Consider the following 13,995-nt stretch of genomic DNA (forward strand, 5'->3'; position numbering starts at 1 on the left):
ACGCCGAGCGTGCAGTCACGGCGACATTTCGGCCGGTTTCTCGCGTTGAGTGCACGCTCGGCGCGAGACGGGCCCGCCCCGGCGTATGCCTAGAGTGTCGACGGGCGGATGACCACCACCGACCTGGTCCGATCGCGTTCGTCGCGCAGCAGCGCCACCACCCGCCCGTCGGCGTCGCAGGCCGCGTACACGCCGTCGATGCCGGCCGGGGACAGCGCCCGGCCGTTGGCGGTCGCGGCGGCCTCTTCGGCGGTGAGGTCGCGCCGCGGAAACATCCGCAGGCACGCCTCGTCCAGCGTCCAGCTCAGCCCGGGCCGCTCCCCCAGGTCATCGAGCGTTCGCGCCGCGGCCAGGTCGAAGTCGCCGACGCGGGTGCGCCGCAACGCCGTCAGATGCCCGCCGACCCCGAGGGCGGCACCGAGGTCGCGGGCCAGGGCGCGGATGTAGGTGCCCGACGAGCAGTCCACCTCCACGTCGAGGTCGACCAGCTCGTCGTGGGGCCGGACGGCCAACACCTCGAACCGGTCGATGCGGACCGGCCGGGCGGCCAGTTCCACGGCGTGGCCCTCGCGGACCAACCGGTAGGCGCGCCGGCCGTCCACCTTGACTGCGCTGACCGCCGACGGCACCTGCGCGATGTCGCCGCGCAGCCCCGCAACCGCGGCCGCGATGCCGTCCTGCGTGAGGTGCGCCGCCGAAACGGTCTGCAGCACTTCGCCTTCGGCGTCCTCGGTGGAGGTGGTCTGGCCGAGCCGCACGGTGGCGGCGTAGGACTTCGACGCCGCGGTCAGCAGGCCGAGGATCTTGGTGGCACGTTCGACGCCGACCACCAGCACGCCGGTGGCCATCGGGTCCAGCGTGCCGGCGTGTCCCACCCGGCGGGTGGCGAAGATGCGCCGGCAGCGCGCCACCACGTCGTGGCTCGTCAGCCCGGCCGGCTTGTCGACGACGACCAGCCCCGCAGAAGTTGCCGGCCCGGCCGGGGTTGCGCTCACAGCACGATGGCGGTCAGCACCAGCCCGCGCTCGACCGACCAGCGTCCCCGCAGCGCGGTCAGCGGCGGACCGCAAAGCGCCTCCGGATCGATCAGGATCTTGGAGACGAACGACCCCGTCGCCCCGGCCGCGTCGACGTCGAAGACGATGTGGGCGTCCTCGAAGCCGAGCCACCGGCCGGTCAGCGGGAACCACGCCTTGTACGTTGCCTCCTTGGCGCAGAACAGGATCCGATCCCAGTGCAGACCCTGGGGCAGCGTGGCCTGCTCGTGGCGCTCCTCGGGGACGGTGATCGCGTCCAGCACACCCTGCGGCAGCACGTCGTGCGGTTCGGCATCGATGCCCACCGAACGCACCGCCCCGGCGCGCCCGACCACCGCGCCGCGGTATCCCGTGCAATGGGTGAGGCTGCCCACCACGCCGTCGGGCCAGCGGGGTTCGCCCTTCTCGCCCTTGAGGATCGGCGCCGCAGGGAAGCCGAGTTCGCCCAGCGCGATCCGGGCGCAGTGGCGCGCGGTGATGAACTCGTTGCGCCGCTTGGCAACCGACTTCGCGATCAGCGGCTCCTCCTCGGGCAGCGGCGCGAGCCCGGGCGGATCCGAATAGAGCTCGGCGTAGGCGAGCTCTGCGGCCCCCGAATCGAGCAGGGTCGCCGGCAGCACCGACGACACCAGAGCGTGCCCCGTCATCGTGATTGCCGCTGCCGCAACCGTTCCCGGAACTGCACGGCCTGCCGGCGCATCTCGGGGGTGATCGTGAAGTGGCCGCCGAACTCGTTGAGATAGCCCGGCGGATAGTGGGGATCCGGCAGCACCTGCCGCAGCCACGTATACGGCTTGCGCCGCCGCCACTCGCGGGGATAACCCACCGACACTTCCTCGAAGCGCACGTCGTCGTACCAGCTGGTGCGCGGGATGTGCAGGTGACCGTAGACCGAGCACACCGCGTTGTAGCGGGTGTGCCAGTCGGCGGTCTTGGTGGTTCCGCACCACAGCGAGAACTCGGGGTAGAACAGCGCCTCGCAGGGGTCGCGGACCAGCGGGAAGTGGTTGACCAGGACGGTCGGCGTCATCCAGTCCAGCTTCTCGAGCCGCGCCCGGGTGATGTCGAGCCGTTCGCGGCACCACGCGTCCCGCGTCGGGTAGGGCTCCGGCGACAGCAGGAACTCGTCGGTGGCCACGACGTTGCGCTCCCGCGCGATGGCCAGGCCCTCGGCTTTGCTGGTCGCGCCCTCGGGCAGGAAGCTGTAGTCGTAGAGCAGGAACATCGGCACGATCGTGGCCGGGCCGCCGCGCTCGGTCCACACCGGGAACGGGTGCTCGGGGGTCACCACGCCCATCTCGTCGCACATGTTGACCAGGTAGTCGTAGCGCGACTTGCCGAAGATCTGCATCGGGTCGCGGTTGGTGGTCCACAACTCGTGGTTGCCGGGCACCCAGATCACCTTGGCGAACCGCCGCCGCAGGGTGTCGAGCGCCCAGCGGATCTCGTCGGTGCGTTCGGCGACGTCGCCGGCGACGATCAGCCAGTCCTCCGGCGAGGCCGGGTGCAGCGACTCGGTGATCGGCTTGTTCCCCAGATGCCCGGTGTGCAGGTCGGAAACCGCCCACAGCGTGGGCTGGGGGGTCGGCTGCCCCCCGTTCGTCGATTGCTGCCCGGCCATGAACAACCACCCTAACGACTCGATCGCGGCGAGCCCTCCCCGCTGCCGCGGGAGTACCCGGGTTTCGGTGTGACGCCCGCACGCGACTTGTACACTCCGGGCAGGAACCGCCGACGCGTACCCCGGGGCGGGGTAGGAGATGCCGATGTTCGCCAAGTTGCGCCTGCTGGGTGCGCTCGGCGCCCTGGCGGCCGGGGTCGTCGGCGGCGCCGTCGGCTGGCAGGGTCCGGCGTCGGGGCCCGGCGGACACGACCCGGTCGAGCTGCGGTCGACCGCCGAGCCCCTGGAAACGACGATGAAGAGCCCGATCGTGGCGACCACCGACCCCAGCCCGTTCGACGCCTGCCAGGACATCCCGTTCGACGTCATCCAGCGGCTCGGCCTGGCCTTCACGCCGCCCGAACACGAAGACGGGCTGCGCTGCCACTTCGACGCCGGCAACTACCAGGTGGCCGTCGAGCCCATCGTGTGGCGCACCTACGCCCAGACCCTGCCCCCCGACGCCGTCGAGACGACCATCCAGGGCCACCGCGCGGCGCAGTACTGGGTGCTCAAGCCGACGTACCACAACAGCTACTGGTACTACTCCTGCATGGTCGCGTTCAAGACCAGCTACGGCGTGATCCAGCAGTCGCTGTTCTTCTCGACGGTCTACTCCAACCCCGACGTCGACTGCATGTCCACCAACCTGCAGCGCGCCAACGACCTCGCGCCGTACTACAGGTTCTGAGCTCCGGGGACCTGGGAAAAGTGGGCACGACGCCAAGCCGGCCTGCGCGCAGCAAGCGGGCAGCCGTCGACAAGCTGGGACAGCTCGGCGGGGCCGCGCTGGGACGGGTGCTGGGCCTGCGACCGGCGACCACGAATTACACGGTGGAGCGCGTGGCGGTGCCCATGCGCGACGGGGTGCAGCTGGTGGCCGACCACTACGTGCCCGAAACGTCCAGCCCGGCCGGCACCGTGCTGATCCGCAGTCCCTACGGGCGCGGGTTTCCGTTCGCTCTCGTCTACGCCAGGCCGTACGCGGCGCGCGGCTACCACGTGGTCGTGCAGAGCGTGCGCGGGACGTTCGGGTCCGGCGGGGTGTTCGAGCCGATGGTCAACGAGGCCGCCGACGGCGCCGACACCGTCGAGTGGCTGCGCGGGCAGCCGTGGTTCACCGGGCGATTCGCCACCGTCGGGGTCTCCTACCTCGGGTTCACCCAGTGGGCGCTGCTGCACGACCCGCCGCCGGAGCTGGCCGCGTCCGTGATCACCGCGGGGCCGCACGACTTCTTCGCCTCGGTCTGGGGCACCGGCACGTTCGCGCTCAGCGATTTCCTGGGCTGGAGCGACCTGGTCTCCCATCAGGAGGACCCGGCGCGGCTGCGGGCCGCGCTGCGGCAGGTGCGGGCTCCCCGGCTGGTGGCGCGGGCGGCTCTCGAGTTGCCGCCGGGCACCGCGGCGCGCGCACTGCTGGGCGCCGGGGCCCCGTGGTTCGAGTCGTGGGTCGAGCACCCCGACGGCGACGACCCGTTCTGGGATTCCCTGCGGTTCGGCGAGGCGCTGGACCGGGTGGGGGTGCCGGTGCTGCTGCTGGGCGGCTGGCAGGACATCTTCCTGGAGCAGACGCTGCAGCAGTACGCGCACCTGCGCGCCCGGGGCGTCGACGCCGCGCTCACGGTCGGCCCCTGGACGCACACCCAGCTGCTCAGCCACGGGCTGGCGATCTGTTCGCGCGAGTCGCTGGACTGGGTGGACACCCACCTGTCCGGCGCACCCGCCCCGCCACGGACCAGCCGGGTCCGCGTGTACGTGACGGGGCAGGGCTGGCGCGGGACGCCGGACTGGCCGCCCGCCACCACCGAGCGTGCGCTGTACCTGCGGCCCGGCCGCTACCTGGGCGAAACGGCGCCCACGGAGCTGACGGCGGCGCCGGCGGTCAGCTTCCGCTATGAGCCCGCCGACCCGACCCCGACCATCGGGGGGTCGCTGCTGTCCGCGGACGGCGGCTACCGCGACGACAGTGCGCTCGCGCTGCGCGACGACGTGCTCTCCTTCACCAGCGCCACCCTCACCCACGACATGTGCGTGTACGGAAACCCGGTGGTCGAGCTGGCCCACAGCTCGGACAACCCCCACGTCGACCTGTTCGCGCGGGTCAGCGAGGTCGACGCCAAGGGGCGGTCGAGAAACGTCAGCGACGGCTACCGCCGGCTGACAGGGGCGAACGGAAGCGTCCGCGTCGAACTCGACGGGATCGCCCACCGCTTCCCGGCCGGCTCGCGCATCCGTCTGCTGATCGCCGGCAGCTGGTCGCCCCGCTTCGCGCGCAGCCTCGGCACCGGCGAACCCATCCTGACGGGCCGGCAGTCCTTGCCGGCCACCCACACCGTGCGATACGGGCCGTCGCGGCTGCTGCTTCCCGTCGGTCCCGCCGACCTGTCAGCCGACCGCGCCCCGGACCCGGTCGGCGACCGCGCCTAGCGCCTCCTCGTCGAGCACCGGCGCCCCCAGCTCCGGCCGCACCGGCAGCTGCACCCAGCTGGTGCAGCCCCCGAACTCGGGTACCCGCGACAGGCGCACCGGCTCGGCCAGCGGTATCACGGAGACCACCAGTACGGCCAGCTTGTGTTTGGGCCGGAAGTCGAGCCGGTCGGCGCGCACCGACTCGTCGGTCCAGATGTGCAGGTCCTCGATCGCCGAGAGCCCATCCGGGCGGTTGACGGGCTGAGCGGCAACGACTTTGGCGGCGGCGCGCACCAACAGGTGGTCCTCGGTGCTGTCACCGGACGCGGGCGCCAGCAAGTCGCGGTGTTCGGGCCGGACCCGCTCGGCGTGGCTGTGCGCGACCGTCGGGAACAGCAGGAACTCCCGGGCCGCCAACTCGAACCGCTTCTCGCCGATCCCGCCCTTGCGCAGCAGCACCCGCTGGCGGCCGTCCAGCAGCGCGTGCACCACCGCGCTCCACTCCTTGAGCGCGGGAGTACCGGAAACCTCAGCGGCAGAAGTCATTTCGACCCCGACATGCGTGCGAGCACCTCCGGACGGCGCAGCGGCGGGACGGTCTTGGGCGGCTGTCGCCGCGGCGGCAGCGCGCCGAGCAACCGCGCCGTCGCCTCGGTCACCTCGGCGACGGCGGCCTCGAACGCGTCGGCCCCCGCGGCCGGCGGGTGGGTGATGCCGCTGACCTTGCGCACGTACTGGCGCGCGGCAGCCGCGATCTCCTCGGCCGTGGCCGCGGGCTGCAGGCCCCGCAGTTCGGTGATGTTCCGGCACATGCCTCCACGATAAACGCGGCCGGCGACCCTTTACGGTGATGTGATGAGCGACGAGATCCTGCTGATCGAGACCGGCGAGCGGGTGCGCACCCTGACCCTGAACCGGCCACAGTCCCGCAACGCGCTATCCTCGGCGCTGCGGGACCGGTTCTTCGCGGCCCTGGCCGATGCGGACGCCGACGACGGCGTCGACGTCGTCATCCTCACCGGCGCCGACCCGGTGTTCTGCGCGGGACTGGACCTCAAGGAGCTGGGCGGCCAGTCGGCGCTGCCGGACATCTCGCCGCGGTGGCCGTCGATGACCAAGCCGGTGATCGGCGCCGTCAACGGGGCCGCCGTCACCGGCGGGCTCGAACTGGCCCTGTACTGCGACATCCTCATCGCCTCCGAGCGGGCCCGCTTCGCCGACACCCACGCGCGGGTGGGTCTGCTGCCCACCTGGGGGCTGACCGTGCGGCTGCCGCAGAAGGTGGGCGTAGGCATGGCCCGGCGCATGAGCATGACCGGCGACTACCTCTCGGCGGCGGACGCGCTGCGCGCCGGCCTGGTCACCGAGGTGGTGCCGCACGACCAGCTGATGAGCACCGCCCGGCAGGTGGCGGCGTCGATCGTCGGCAACAACCAGCAGGCGGTGCGGGCGTTGCTGTCGTCGTACCACCGGATCGACGAGGCCCAGACCGGCGCCGGGCTGTGGCTCGAGGCCACGGCGGCCCGGCAGTTCCGGACCACCGGCGACGACATCGCCGCCAACCGCGAGGCCGTCCTGCAACGCGGCCGGGCTCAGGTGCGATAACCAATAAGATCCACCCGTAGCCCCACCCACGTTCACGCAGGAGGAGCCGGTGCGTGCGATCGTCGACTTCGCCCCGCGGGCCGTCGCCGCGCTGATCCTGGCGGCGGCGTCCGCGGTGGCGGCGCCCGCGTCGCGGCCCGCCGCGCAACCGCCGCCGGATTTTCCCAACCTCGACGGGTTCACCGCGGTCCCGGTGGACGGCTACGTCACCGCCCCTGCTTCCGGGTCGGCCCCGGGCACCGCGCCGCGGGTCGCCTTCGCGCCGTCGCCCACCCTGGTGTGCGACTTCTACGGCGGCACGGCACCCGCGCCGTCGCCCTCGCAGGACATCAAGTGCAACGGCGACATGCCCGGCCTGGACGACTTGCCCATTCTGGGCGGCGCGCACCCGCGGCCGGGCGACTGCGTGGTGGGGTCGGTGACCTACAACGGGCCCGGCTACGTGCTGAGCCGCATGTCGTACGCGGGCTGCGACGGGAACCCGGCCGGGCTGCCGTCAGCCGGCAAGCCGCTGGGCGCCGGCCAGAAGCTGTCGTACCTGAACGTGACGTGCGCCGTCGGCGTGGACAGCCTGGTCGCCTGCCTGGACACCACCAGCGGCGACCACGGGTTCGTGCTGCGGCGCTCGGGCAGCCGCGCCTTCTGATCAGCGCAGAGCGCTGATCAGCGACGCCACCACGTCCTCGACGGTTCCGGCGGTCGAATAGCCGGCGGCCAGCCGGTGCCCACCGCCGCCGAACCGCGACGCGACGGCCGCCAGGTCCACGTCGGCCTTGGCGCGCATGGACACCGACCACCGTTGCAGGTCGACCTCCTTGAACACCGCCGCGACCTCGGCCTGCTGCGTGGTGCGGACGATGTCGACGATGCTCTCGACCTCTTCCTGCCGCGAACCGGCCCAGTCCCGGTGGTCGACGACCGCATAGACCAGCCCGCGACCGCCGGCCGCCTCGGGCACCAGCTGTGCGGAACCGAGCACCCGGGACAGCAGTGGCAGCCACCCGAACGGGTGGGTGTCCATCAGGGTCCGGCTGATCGCGGCGTTGTCCACGCCGATGTCGACCAGCCGGGCGGCCAGCCGCAGCGCGCGGGCGCTGGCCCAGCGGAAGGATCCCGTGTCCGTCGTCAGCCCGGCGTAGATGCAGTGCGCCACGTCCGGTTCGATCGGCTTGCCCCACGCGTCCAGCAGCTCGGCGATCATCATCGTCGTCGAATCCGCTTGCAGATCAACGTAGTTGGCGGTGCCGAACAGGTCGTTGGAGGCATGGTGGTCGATCACCAGCAACGGCCGGCCCGGCGCCGCCAGGGCGCCCAGGTCGCCCAGCCGCTTGACGCTCGGCACGTCCACGGTGACCACCAGATCGACGTCGCGGCTCATCGCCTCGGGGCCGACCAGCAGGTGACAACCGGGCAGCGACGCCAGCGACTCCGGCAGCGTCGCCGGGGCGGCGAAGCTCACCTCGACCCGCTTGCCGGCCTTGTCCAGCACCAGGGCCAGAGCCAGCCCGGCACCCATGGTGTCGGCATCGGGGTGAACGTGCGCGATCACCGCGACGCTGCCCGCGGCCGCCAGCAATTCGGCCGCGCCAAGGGCGTCGACTCGTGCCCCCGTCACCCGGGCCGCCGCGCGGTCAGTCGTGGGGTCGATCGTCGCCACCGGCGTCTCCGCCGAACTCATCGATGCCCGAACCGGTTTCCCGGTAGGGGTCGGCCTCGCCGGCCGGCTTGGCGCCCGAGCGGACCCGGGCCAGGTCGGCGTCCGCGGCGCGGGCGCGGGCCAGCAGCTCGTCCATCCGCGAGACGGTGTCGGACGTGGTGTCCCGGGTGAACGTCAGGGTGGGCGTGAACCGCACACCGGTGCCCGCGCCGACCATGGTGCGCAGCGCTCCCCTGGCCCGGTCCAGCGCCGCCGCGGCGGCGTCGTAGTCGGGCTCGTCGTCGAGCGTTGGCCCCATCACCGTGTAGAACACGGTCGCGTCGTGCAGGTCGGCGGTGACCTTGGTGTCGACGATGGTCACCCCGTCCAGTCCCGGATCCTTGATCTCGAACTCGATCGCCGAGGCGACGATGGTGTTGATCCTCTTGGCCAGGCGGCGTGCCCGCGCCGGGTCAGCCATGTCTACTCACCGCCTCCTCCTCATCACGTCGTTCTGCATCGTCGGCGATGGTCGTGGTCAGGTGCGTTCCTTCTGGACCAGCTCGTAGGACTCGATGATGTCGCCTTCCTTGATGTCGGAATAGCCCAGCGTCATACCGCACTCGAAGCCTTCGCGAACCTCGGTCACGTCGTCCTTCTCCCGGCGCAGCGAGTTGATCGTCAGGTTCTCGGTCACCACGACGTTGTCGCGCAGCAGCCGGGCCTTGGCGTTGCGGCGCACCACACCTGAGGTGATCATGCAGCCGGCGATGATGCCCACCTTCGAGGACCGGAAGATCGCCCGGATCTCGGCGCGACCCAGCTCGTTCTCCTCGTAGATCGGCTTGAGCATGCCGCGCAGGGCCTTCTCGATCTCGTCGATCGCCTGGTAGATCACCGAGTAGTAGCGGATCTCCACACCTTCGCGGTTGGCCAGCTCGGTCGCCTTGCCCTCGGCGCGGACGTTGAACCCGATGATCACCGCGTCCGACGCCGACGCCAGGTTGACGTTGGTTTCGGTGATGCCGCCGACGCCGCGGTCGATCACGCGCAGCGCCACCTCGTCGTCGATCTGGATGCCCATCAGGGCCTCCTCGAGCGCCTCGACGGTACCGGCGTTGTCGCCCTTGAGGATCAGGTTCAGCTGGCTGGTTTCCTTCAGCGCCGAGTCCAGGTCCTCCAGGCTGATCCGCTTGCGGGAGCGCGCCGCCAGGGCGTTGCGCTTGCGGGCGCTGCGCCGGTCGGCGATCTGGCGGGCGATGCGGTCCTCGTCGACGACCAGGAAGTTGTCACCGGCGCCGGGCACGGACGTGAAGCCGATGACCTGCACCGGCCGCGACGGCAGCGCCTCCTCGACGTCGTCGCCGTGCTCGTCGACCATGCGGCGCACGCGCCCGTAGGCGTCGCCGGCGACCACCGAGTCGCCGACGCGCAGCGTGCCGCGCTGGATCAGCACGGTGGCGACCGGACCGCGCCCGCGGTCCAGGTGCGCCTCGATCGCCACACCCTGGGCCTCCATGTCGGGGTTGGCCCGCAGATCCAGGGCGGCGTCGGCGGTCAGCAGCACCGCCTCCTCGAGCGAGGAGATGTTGGTGCCCTCCTTGGCCGAGATGTCGACGAACATCGTGTCGCCACCGAATTCCTCTGGAACGAGCCCGAATTCGGTGAGCTGGCCACGGATCTTCTGCGGGTCGGCGCCTTCCTTGTCGATCTTGTTGACCGCCACCACGATCGGCACGTCGGCCGCCTGCGCGTGGTTGATGGCCTCCACCGTCTGCGGCATGACGCCGTCGTCGGCGGCGACCACGAGGATCGCGATGTCGGTGGCCTTGGCGCCGCGGGCACGCATGGCGGTGAACGCCTCGTGACCCGGGGTGTCGATGAAGGTGATCAGCCGCTGGGTGCCGTCGAAGTCGACGGGCACCTGGTAGGCGCCGATGTGCTGGGTGATGCCGCCGGCCTCGCCCTCACGCACGCTGGCCTTACGGATGGTGTCCAGCAGCCGGGTTTTACCGTGGTCGACGTGACCCATGACGGTCACCACCGGCGGACGGGTCTGCAGGTCCTCCTCGCCGCCCTCGTCCTCGCCGTAGGTGAGGTCGAAGGACTCCAGCAGCTCGCGGTCCTCGTCCTCGGGGCTGACGACCTGGACCACATAGTTCATCTCGCTGCCGAGCAGCTCGAGCGTCTCGTCGCCGACCGACTGGGTGGCCGTGACCATCTCGCCGAGGTTGAACAGCGCCTGCACCAGCGAGGCCGGGTTGGCGTCGATCTTCTCGGCGAAGTCGGACAGCGACGCGCCGCGGGCCAGGCGGATCGTCTCGCCGTTGCCGTGCGGCAGCCGCACGCCGCCGACGACGGGCGCCTGCATCGAGTCGTATTCCTGGCGCTTCTGCCGCTTGGACTTGCGGCCGCGCCGCGGCGCACCGCCGGGACGGCCGAACGCGCCGGCCGCGCCGCCGCGCTGACCGGGGCGACCGCCCCCGCCACCGGGGCCACCGCCGCCGGGCCGGCCTCTGAAACCGCCGGGCGCGGCGCCTACGCCACCGCCGCCACCACCGCCGCCGCCGCGGTAGTTACCGCCGCCGCCGTCACGGCCGCCGCCGGGGCCACCGGGCCGACCGCCGCCGGGCCGGGGCGCACCGGTGCGGGCCGGCCGGGGCCCTCCCGCCGCGCCGCCGGGACGCGGCGGCATGTTGCCGGGCGACGCGCCCGGGCGAGGCGCCCCGGGCCGGGGCGCGCCGGGGCGCGGCACCGGGCGCGGAATGGGCCGGTCGACGGATTGCGCCGACGAGAACGGGTTGTTGCCGACGCGCGGGGCGCGGGGCTTCGGTATGGGGGGGCCGGGACGCGGGCCCGGCGTCGCGCCGGGCTGCGGCCCGGGCTGGCTGTGCGGCTGCTGGGCCGGGGTTGGCGGCCGCGGCTGTCCCGGCTGGGGTGGGGCCGACGGGGTGGCCGGGCGGCTCGGAACCGGCGCCGGCCGCGCCGGGGCCTGTTCGGGCGCGGCCGACGAGGCCTGGGCGGCGGGCGCCATCGGGCCGGGGGTGGGACGGGGCGGCGCGCTGGTCGCCTCGCCGTTGCCGACCACGCTGCTGATCGCCTTGTCGAGCGCCCGGTCGAGGGAGGCGTCGGGGCTCCGCGAGGGGGCTTTCGCCGCGGCTTTCGCGGCCTTCTGCGGGGCGGGCTTGCCGCCCCCGAAGGATTCGCGCAGCCGCCGCGCGACCGGCGCCTCTACCGTCGACGAAGCGGACTTGACGAATTCGCCCTGATCGTTAAGCCGGGCGAGCACTTCCTTGCTGGTGACACCGAGTTCCTTAGCCAACTCGTGTACGCGGGCCTTACCTGCCACTACATCTCCTGTCTATGAGGCGACAGTCGTGGGGCCGCGCCTCGGGGCTAGCTGTAACGCATAGAGGTGGGAGTCATCGGGACTTCACGGTGTGCTCATGTTCTTCGCGCCTGTTCTTTCGCCCGGGCGGCCGGGCGCATCGAGGAAATCGATGTGCTCGACCACCGCGGATGTGTCCGGTGAGCCGGTGATGCGCAGCGCTCTGGTGAAAGCCCGCCGCCGGATCGCCTGTTGTGCGCACTGCCGCACGGGATGCACCCACGCACCCCGCCCCGGCAGGCTGTTGCCCGTGTCAACGATGACGGCGTGTTCACCGTTCCCGCTCGACACGGCCACCACTCGAAGCAGTTCGACGGCCAGCTCTCGCTTCCGGCACCCGACACACGTCCGCACTGGTCCCGCGCTTTTGTGTGTCCAGCTGGTTTCGGGGGCCGAAGGCTCGCGCTGGATCACGGCTCAGTCTAGCGTCACCTGACCAGTGGTCCGAACCGCCTCGGGCGAGCGTGCCCTCGGGCCGCCCGACACGGCTCAGCGGTCGTGCGCCATCCCGTGGGCGGCGCCGTGCTCAGGCCGGCCCGGGCCGCGGGCCTGCGAGGGGGCCTGAGCGTGGGGCTGGGAATGCGCTTCGGAGTGGGCCGGGCCGCTGCCCGGCGCGTCGCCGCGGATGTCGATGCGCCAGCCGGTGAGCCGCGCGGCCAGCCGGGCGTTCTGGCCCTCCTTGCCGATGGCCAGTGACAGCTGGAAATCGGGCACCACGACGCGGGCGGCGCGCGCGGCCTGATCGATGATCGACACGGAGACCACCTTCGCCGGCGACAGCGCGTTGGCGACGAACCGGGCCGGGTCGTCGTCGAAGTCGATGATGTCGATCTTCTCCCCGGACAGTTCGCTCATCACGTTGCGTACGCGCTGGCCCATCGGGCCGATGCACGCGCCTTTCGCGTTCAGGCCGGCGACGTTCGACTTCACCGCGATCTTGGAGCGGTGACCGGCCTCGCGGGCCACCGCCACGATCTCCACCGAGCCGTCCGCGATCTCCGGGACTTCGAGCGAGAACAACTTGCGTACCAGGTTGGGGTGGGTCCGCGACAGGGTGATCAGCGGCTCGCGGGTCCCGCGGGTCACCCCGACCACGTAGCAGCGCACGCGGTTGCCGTGTTCGTAGCTCTCACCGGGGACCTGTTCGGCCGCGGGAATCACGCCCTCGGAGGCCTTGGTCTCGGTACCCATCCGGACCACGATCAGACCGCGCGCGTTGGCCCGGCTGTCGCGCTGGATGACGCCCGCGACTATCTCGCCCTCGCGGGTGGAGAACTCGCCGTAGGTGCGTTCGTTCTCGGCGTCGCGGAACCGCTGAAGCATCACCTGGCGCGCGGTGGTCGCGGCGATCCGGCCGAAACCCTCGGGGGTGTCGTCCCATTCGCTGATGACATTGCCGTCTTCGTCGGTCTCCCGGGCGAGCACCCGGACGACTCCCGTCTTGCGATCGATGTCGATGGTCGCGTCGTTCTGGTGGCCTTCGGTGTGCCGGTAGGCGGTCAGCAGCGCCGATTTTATGGTCTCGAGCAACTCGGTGACCGAGATCCCCCGGTCGACCTCGATCGCGTGCAGCGCGGCCATGTCGATGTTCATGCTCCGGCCTCCGTCCTGTCGCCCGACTCCGCGGCCACCCCGGTCGCCAGCTGCAACTCGGCCTGAGATGGCGGCGAAAACTCAACTTGGACAACGGCTTTGGCAATCTCGGCCAGGGGGATCTCGCGGGTCTGCCAGCCCCGGCCCGCACGGACCACCAGCGTGACCGCACGCTCGCCGGTCTCGCCGACGCGGCCGGTGAGCTTCGCACCGTCGGACAACGCGATCTCCACCTTGCGCCCGCGGGCGCGGCGGAAGTGTTTGGTGCTGGTCAGCGGGCGGTCCACCCCCGGCGAGCTGACCTCCAGCACGTAGTCGTCGCGGATGCCGTCGAGGCCGTCGAGCAGGGCCGACGCGGAGCGGGACAGGGCCGCCACCGTATCGAGATCCAGAGCGTCGTCGCCGTCGGCGATCACCGTGATCCGGGGCGGACGGGCCCGGCCGTCGACGACCACGTCCTCGACTTCGTAGCCCGTGCGCGCGAACTCTCGACCGAGTAGCTCGATCACCTGCGTAGGTGAGGGTAGCCCGGTGGTCACGGCGAGCTCCTCATCTTGAGTTGTCCGGTCAGCTGTCGAGGATGTCGCCGCCCGCCCAAACATCCACCGGCTCCCGCGTCCCGGGCCGGAAGCAACAGCCGCTGTTCGGCGAGAGCCAGGTATTCACG

15 protein-coding genes are annotated in these 13,995 nt (G+C 71.7%); 4 read left to right on the forward strand and 11 right to left on the reverse strand.

The window, feature by feature from the left end; all coding sequences use genetic code 11:
- Positions 1–89: 89 nt before the first annotated feature.
- From truB to G6N48_RS11040, 3 genes are read right to left on the reverse strand one after another with little or no spacing between them, the layout of a single operon-like run.
- Complete coding sequence (truB, locus tag G6N48_RS11030; protein WP_085267414.1) at positions 90–995, reverse strand: tRNA pseudouridine(55) synthase TruB; 906 nt, start codon at positions 993–995, stop codon at positions 90–92.
- Entirely contained in the window at positions 992–1,684 is a 693-nt protein-coding gene (pptT, locus tag G6N48_RS11035; protein WP_085267415.1) for a 4'-phosphopantetheinyl transferase PptT, read from the reverse strand. The genes truB and pptT overlap by 4 nt, the downstream gene beginning before the upstream one ends.
- The gene (locus G6N48_RS11040) at positions 1,681–2,658 is read right to left on the reverse strand and encodes a metallophosphoesterase family protein (protein ID WP_085267416.1); all 978 of its coding nucleotides are present in this window, start codon (positions 2,656–2,658) and stop codon (positions 1,681–1,683) included. The genes pptT and G6N48_RS11040 overlap by 4 nt, the downstream gene beginning before the upstream one ends.
- Before the next feature lie 145 nt (positions 2,659–2,803).
- On the opposite strand from G6N48_RS11040, the gene G6N48_RS11045 reads away from it, so the two are divergent.
- Both G6N48_RS11045 and G6N48_RS11050 read left to right on the forward strand, forming a co-directional pair.
- Entirely contained in the window at positions 2,804–3,388 is a 585-nt protein-coding gene (locus tag G6N48_RS11045) for a DUF3558 domain-containing protein (RefSeq protein WP_085267435.1), read from the forward strand.
- Between the two features lie 20 nt (positions 3,389–3,408).
- Positions 3,409–5,124, forward strand: a complete 1,716-nt coding sequence (locus G6N48_RS11050) for a CocE/NonD family hydrolase (RefSeq protein ID WP_085267417.1) — start codon at positions 3,409–3,411, stop codon at positions 5,122–5,124.
- Here the strand turns inward: G6N48_RS11050 and G6N48_RS11055 are convergent.
- The gene (locus G6N48_RS11055; protein WP_085267418.1) at positions 5,083–5,652 is read right to left on the reverse strand and encodes a DUF1802 family protein; all 570 of its coding nucleotides are present in this window, start codon (positions 5,650–5,652) and stop codon (positions 5,083–5,085) included. The two genes, G6N48_RS11050 and G6N48_RS11055, sit on opposite strands and share 42 nt — an antisense overlap.
- Positions 5,649–5,918 carry a DUF2277 domain-containing protein gene (locus G6N48_RS11060; RefSeq protein ID WP_085267419.1) on the reverse strand — a complete coding sequence of 90 codons (270 nt, stop codon included), beginning with the start codon at positions 5,916–5,918 and terminating at the stop codon, positions 5,649–5,651. The genes G6N48_RS11055 and G6N48_RS11060 overlap by 4 nt, the downstream gene beginning before the upstream one ends.
- A 43-nt stretch (positions 5,919–5,961) precedes the next feature.
- On the opposite strand from G6N48_RS11060, the gene G6N48_RS11065 reads away from it, so the two are divergent.
- Both G6N48_RS11065 and G6N48_RS11070 read left to right on the forward strand, forming a co-directional pair.
- Positions 5,962–6,711 carry an enoyl-CoA hydratase gene (locus tag G6N48_RS11065; protein ID WP_085267420.1) on the forward strand — a complete coding sequence of 250 codons (750 nt, stop codon included), beginning with the start codon at positions 5,962–5,964 and terminating at the stop codon, positions 6,709–6,711.
- A 49-nt stretch (positions 6,712–6,760) separates the two neighbouring features.
- A complete protein-coding gene (locus tag G6N48_RS11070; protein ID WP_085267421.1) occupies positions 6,761–7,357 on the forward strand; it encodes a hypothetical protein in 597 nt (198 codons plus the stop codon).
- Here the strand turns inward: G6N48_RS11070 and G6N48_RS11075 are convergent, their stop codons facing one another.
- The 6 genes from G6N48_RS11075 to rimP all read right to left on the reverse strand — a co-directional run bounded on the left by G6N48_RS11075 (position 7,358) and on the right by rimP (position 13,867).
- A complete protein-coding gene (locus tag G6N48_RS11075) occupies positions 7,358–8,368 on the reverse strand; it encodes a DHH family phosphoesterase (protein WP_232066596.1) in 1,011 nt (336 codons plus the stop codon).
- Positions 8,343–8,828, reverse strand: a complete 486-nt coding sequence (gene rbfA / locus G6N48_RS11080; RefSeq protein ID WP_085267423.1) for a 30S ribosome-binding factor RbfA — start codon at positions 8,826–8,828, stop codon at positions 8,343–8,345. The genes G6N48_RS11075 and rbfA overlap by 26 nt, the downstream gene beginning before the upstream one ends.
- Positions 8,829–8,885: 57 nt before the next feature.
- On the reverse strand, positions 8,886–11,696 hold the full coding sequence (gene infB / locus G6N48_RS11085; RefSeq protein WP_085267424.1) for a translation initiation factor IF-2: 2,811 nt from the start codon (positions 11,694–11,696) through the stop codon (positions 8,886–8,888).
- Positions 11,697–11,780: 84 nt separating this feature from the next.
- Positions 11,781–12,026, reverse strand: coding sequence for a YlxR family protein (locus tag G6N48_RS11090; protein ID WP_232066597.1), 246 nt, complete (start codon positions 12,024–12,026; stop codon positions 11,781–11,783).
- Between the two features lie 198 nt (positions 12,027–12,224).
- Positions 12,225–13,328, reverse strand: coding sequence for a transcription termination factor NusA (gene nusA, locus G6N48_RS11095; RefSeq protein ID WP_085267425.1), 1,104 nt, complete (start codon positions 13,326–13,328; stop codon positions 12,225–12,227).
- Complete coding sequence (gene rimP / locus G6N48_RS11100; protein ID WP_085267426.1) at positions 13,325–13,867, reverse strand: ribosome maturation factor RimP; 543 nt, start codon at positions 13,865–13,867, stop codon at positions 13,325–13,327. Before rimP ends, nusA begins: the two co-directional genes overlap by 4 nt.
- Positions 13,868–13,995: the final 128 nt, after the last annotated feature.

The organism is Mycobacterium parmense (assembly GCF_010730575.1).
GTDB classification, from domain to species: domain Bacteria; phylum Actinomycetota; class Actinomycetes; order Mycobacteriales; family Mycobacteriaceae; genus Mycobacterium; species Mycobacterium parmense.

Bases quoted from the DNA above. Each gene is read 5' to 3' on its own strand.
- pptT (WP_085267415.1), bottom strand. From the start codon at position 1,684: ATGACGGGGCACGCTCTGGTGTCGTCGGTGCTGCCGGCGACCCTGCTC.
- G6N48_RS11040 (WP_085267416.1), bottom strand. From the start codon at position 2,658: ATGGCCGGGCAGCAATCGACGAACGGGGGGCAGCCGACCCCCCAGCCC.
- G6N48_RS11045 (WP_085267435.1), top strand. From the start codon at position 2,804: ATGTTCGCCAAGTTGCGCCTGCTGGGTGCGCTCGGCGCCCTGGCGGCC.
- G6N48_RS11055 (WP_085267418.1), bottom strand. From the start codon at position 5,652: ATGACTTCTGCCGCTGAGGTTTCCGGTACTCCCGCGCTCAAGGAGTGG.
- G6N48_RS11060 (WP_085267419.1), bottom strand. From the start codon at position 5,918: ATGTGCCGGAACATCACCGAACTGCGGGGCCTGCAGCCCGCGGCCACG.
- G6N48_RS11065 (WP_085267420.1), top strand. From the start codon at position 5,962: ATGAGCGACGAGATCCTGCTGATCGAGACCGGCGAGCGGGTGCGCACC.
- rbfA (WP_085267423.1), bottom strand. From the start codon at position 8,828: ATGGCTGACCCGGCGCGGGCACGCCGCCTGGCCAAGAGGATCAACACC.
- nusA (WP_085267425.1), bottom strand. From the start codon at position 13,328: ATGAACATCGACATGGCCGCGCTGCACGCGATCGAGGTCGACCGGGGG.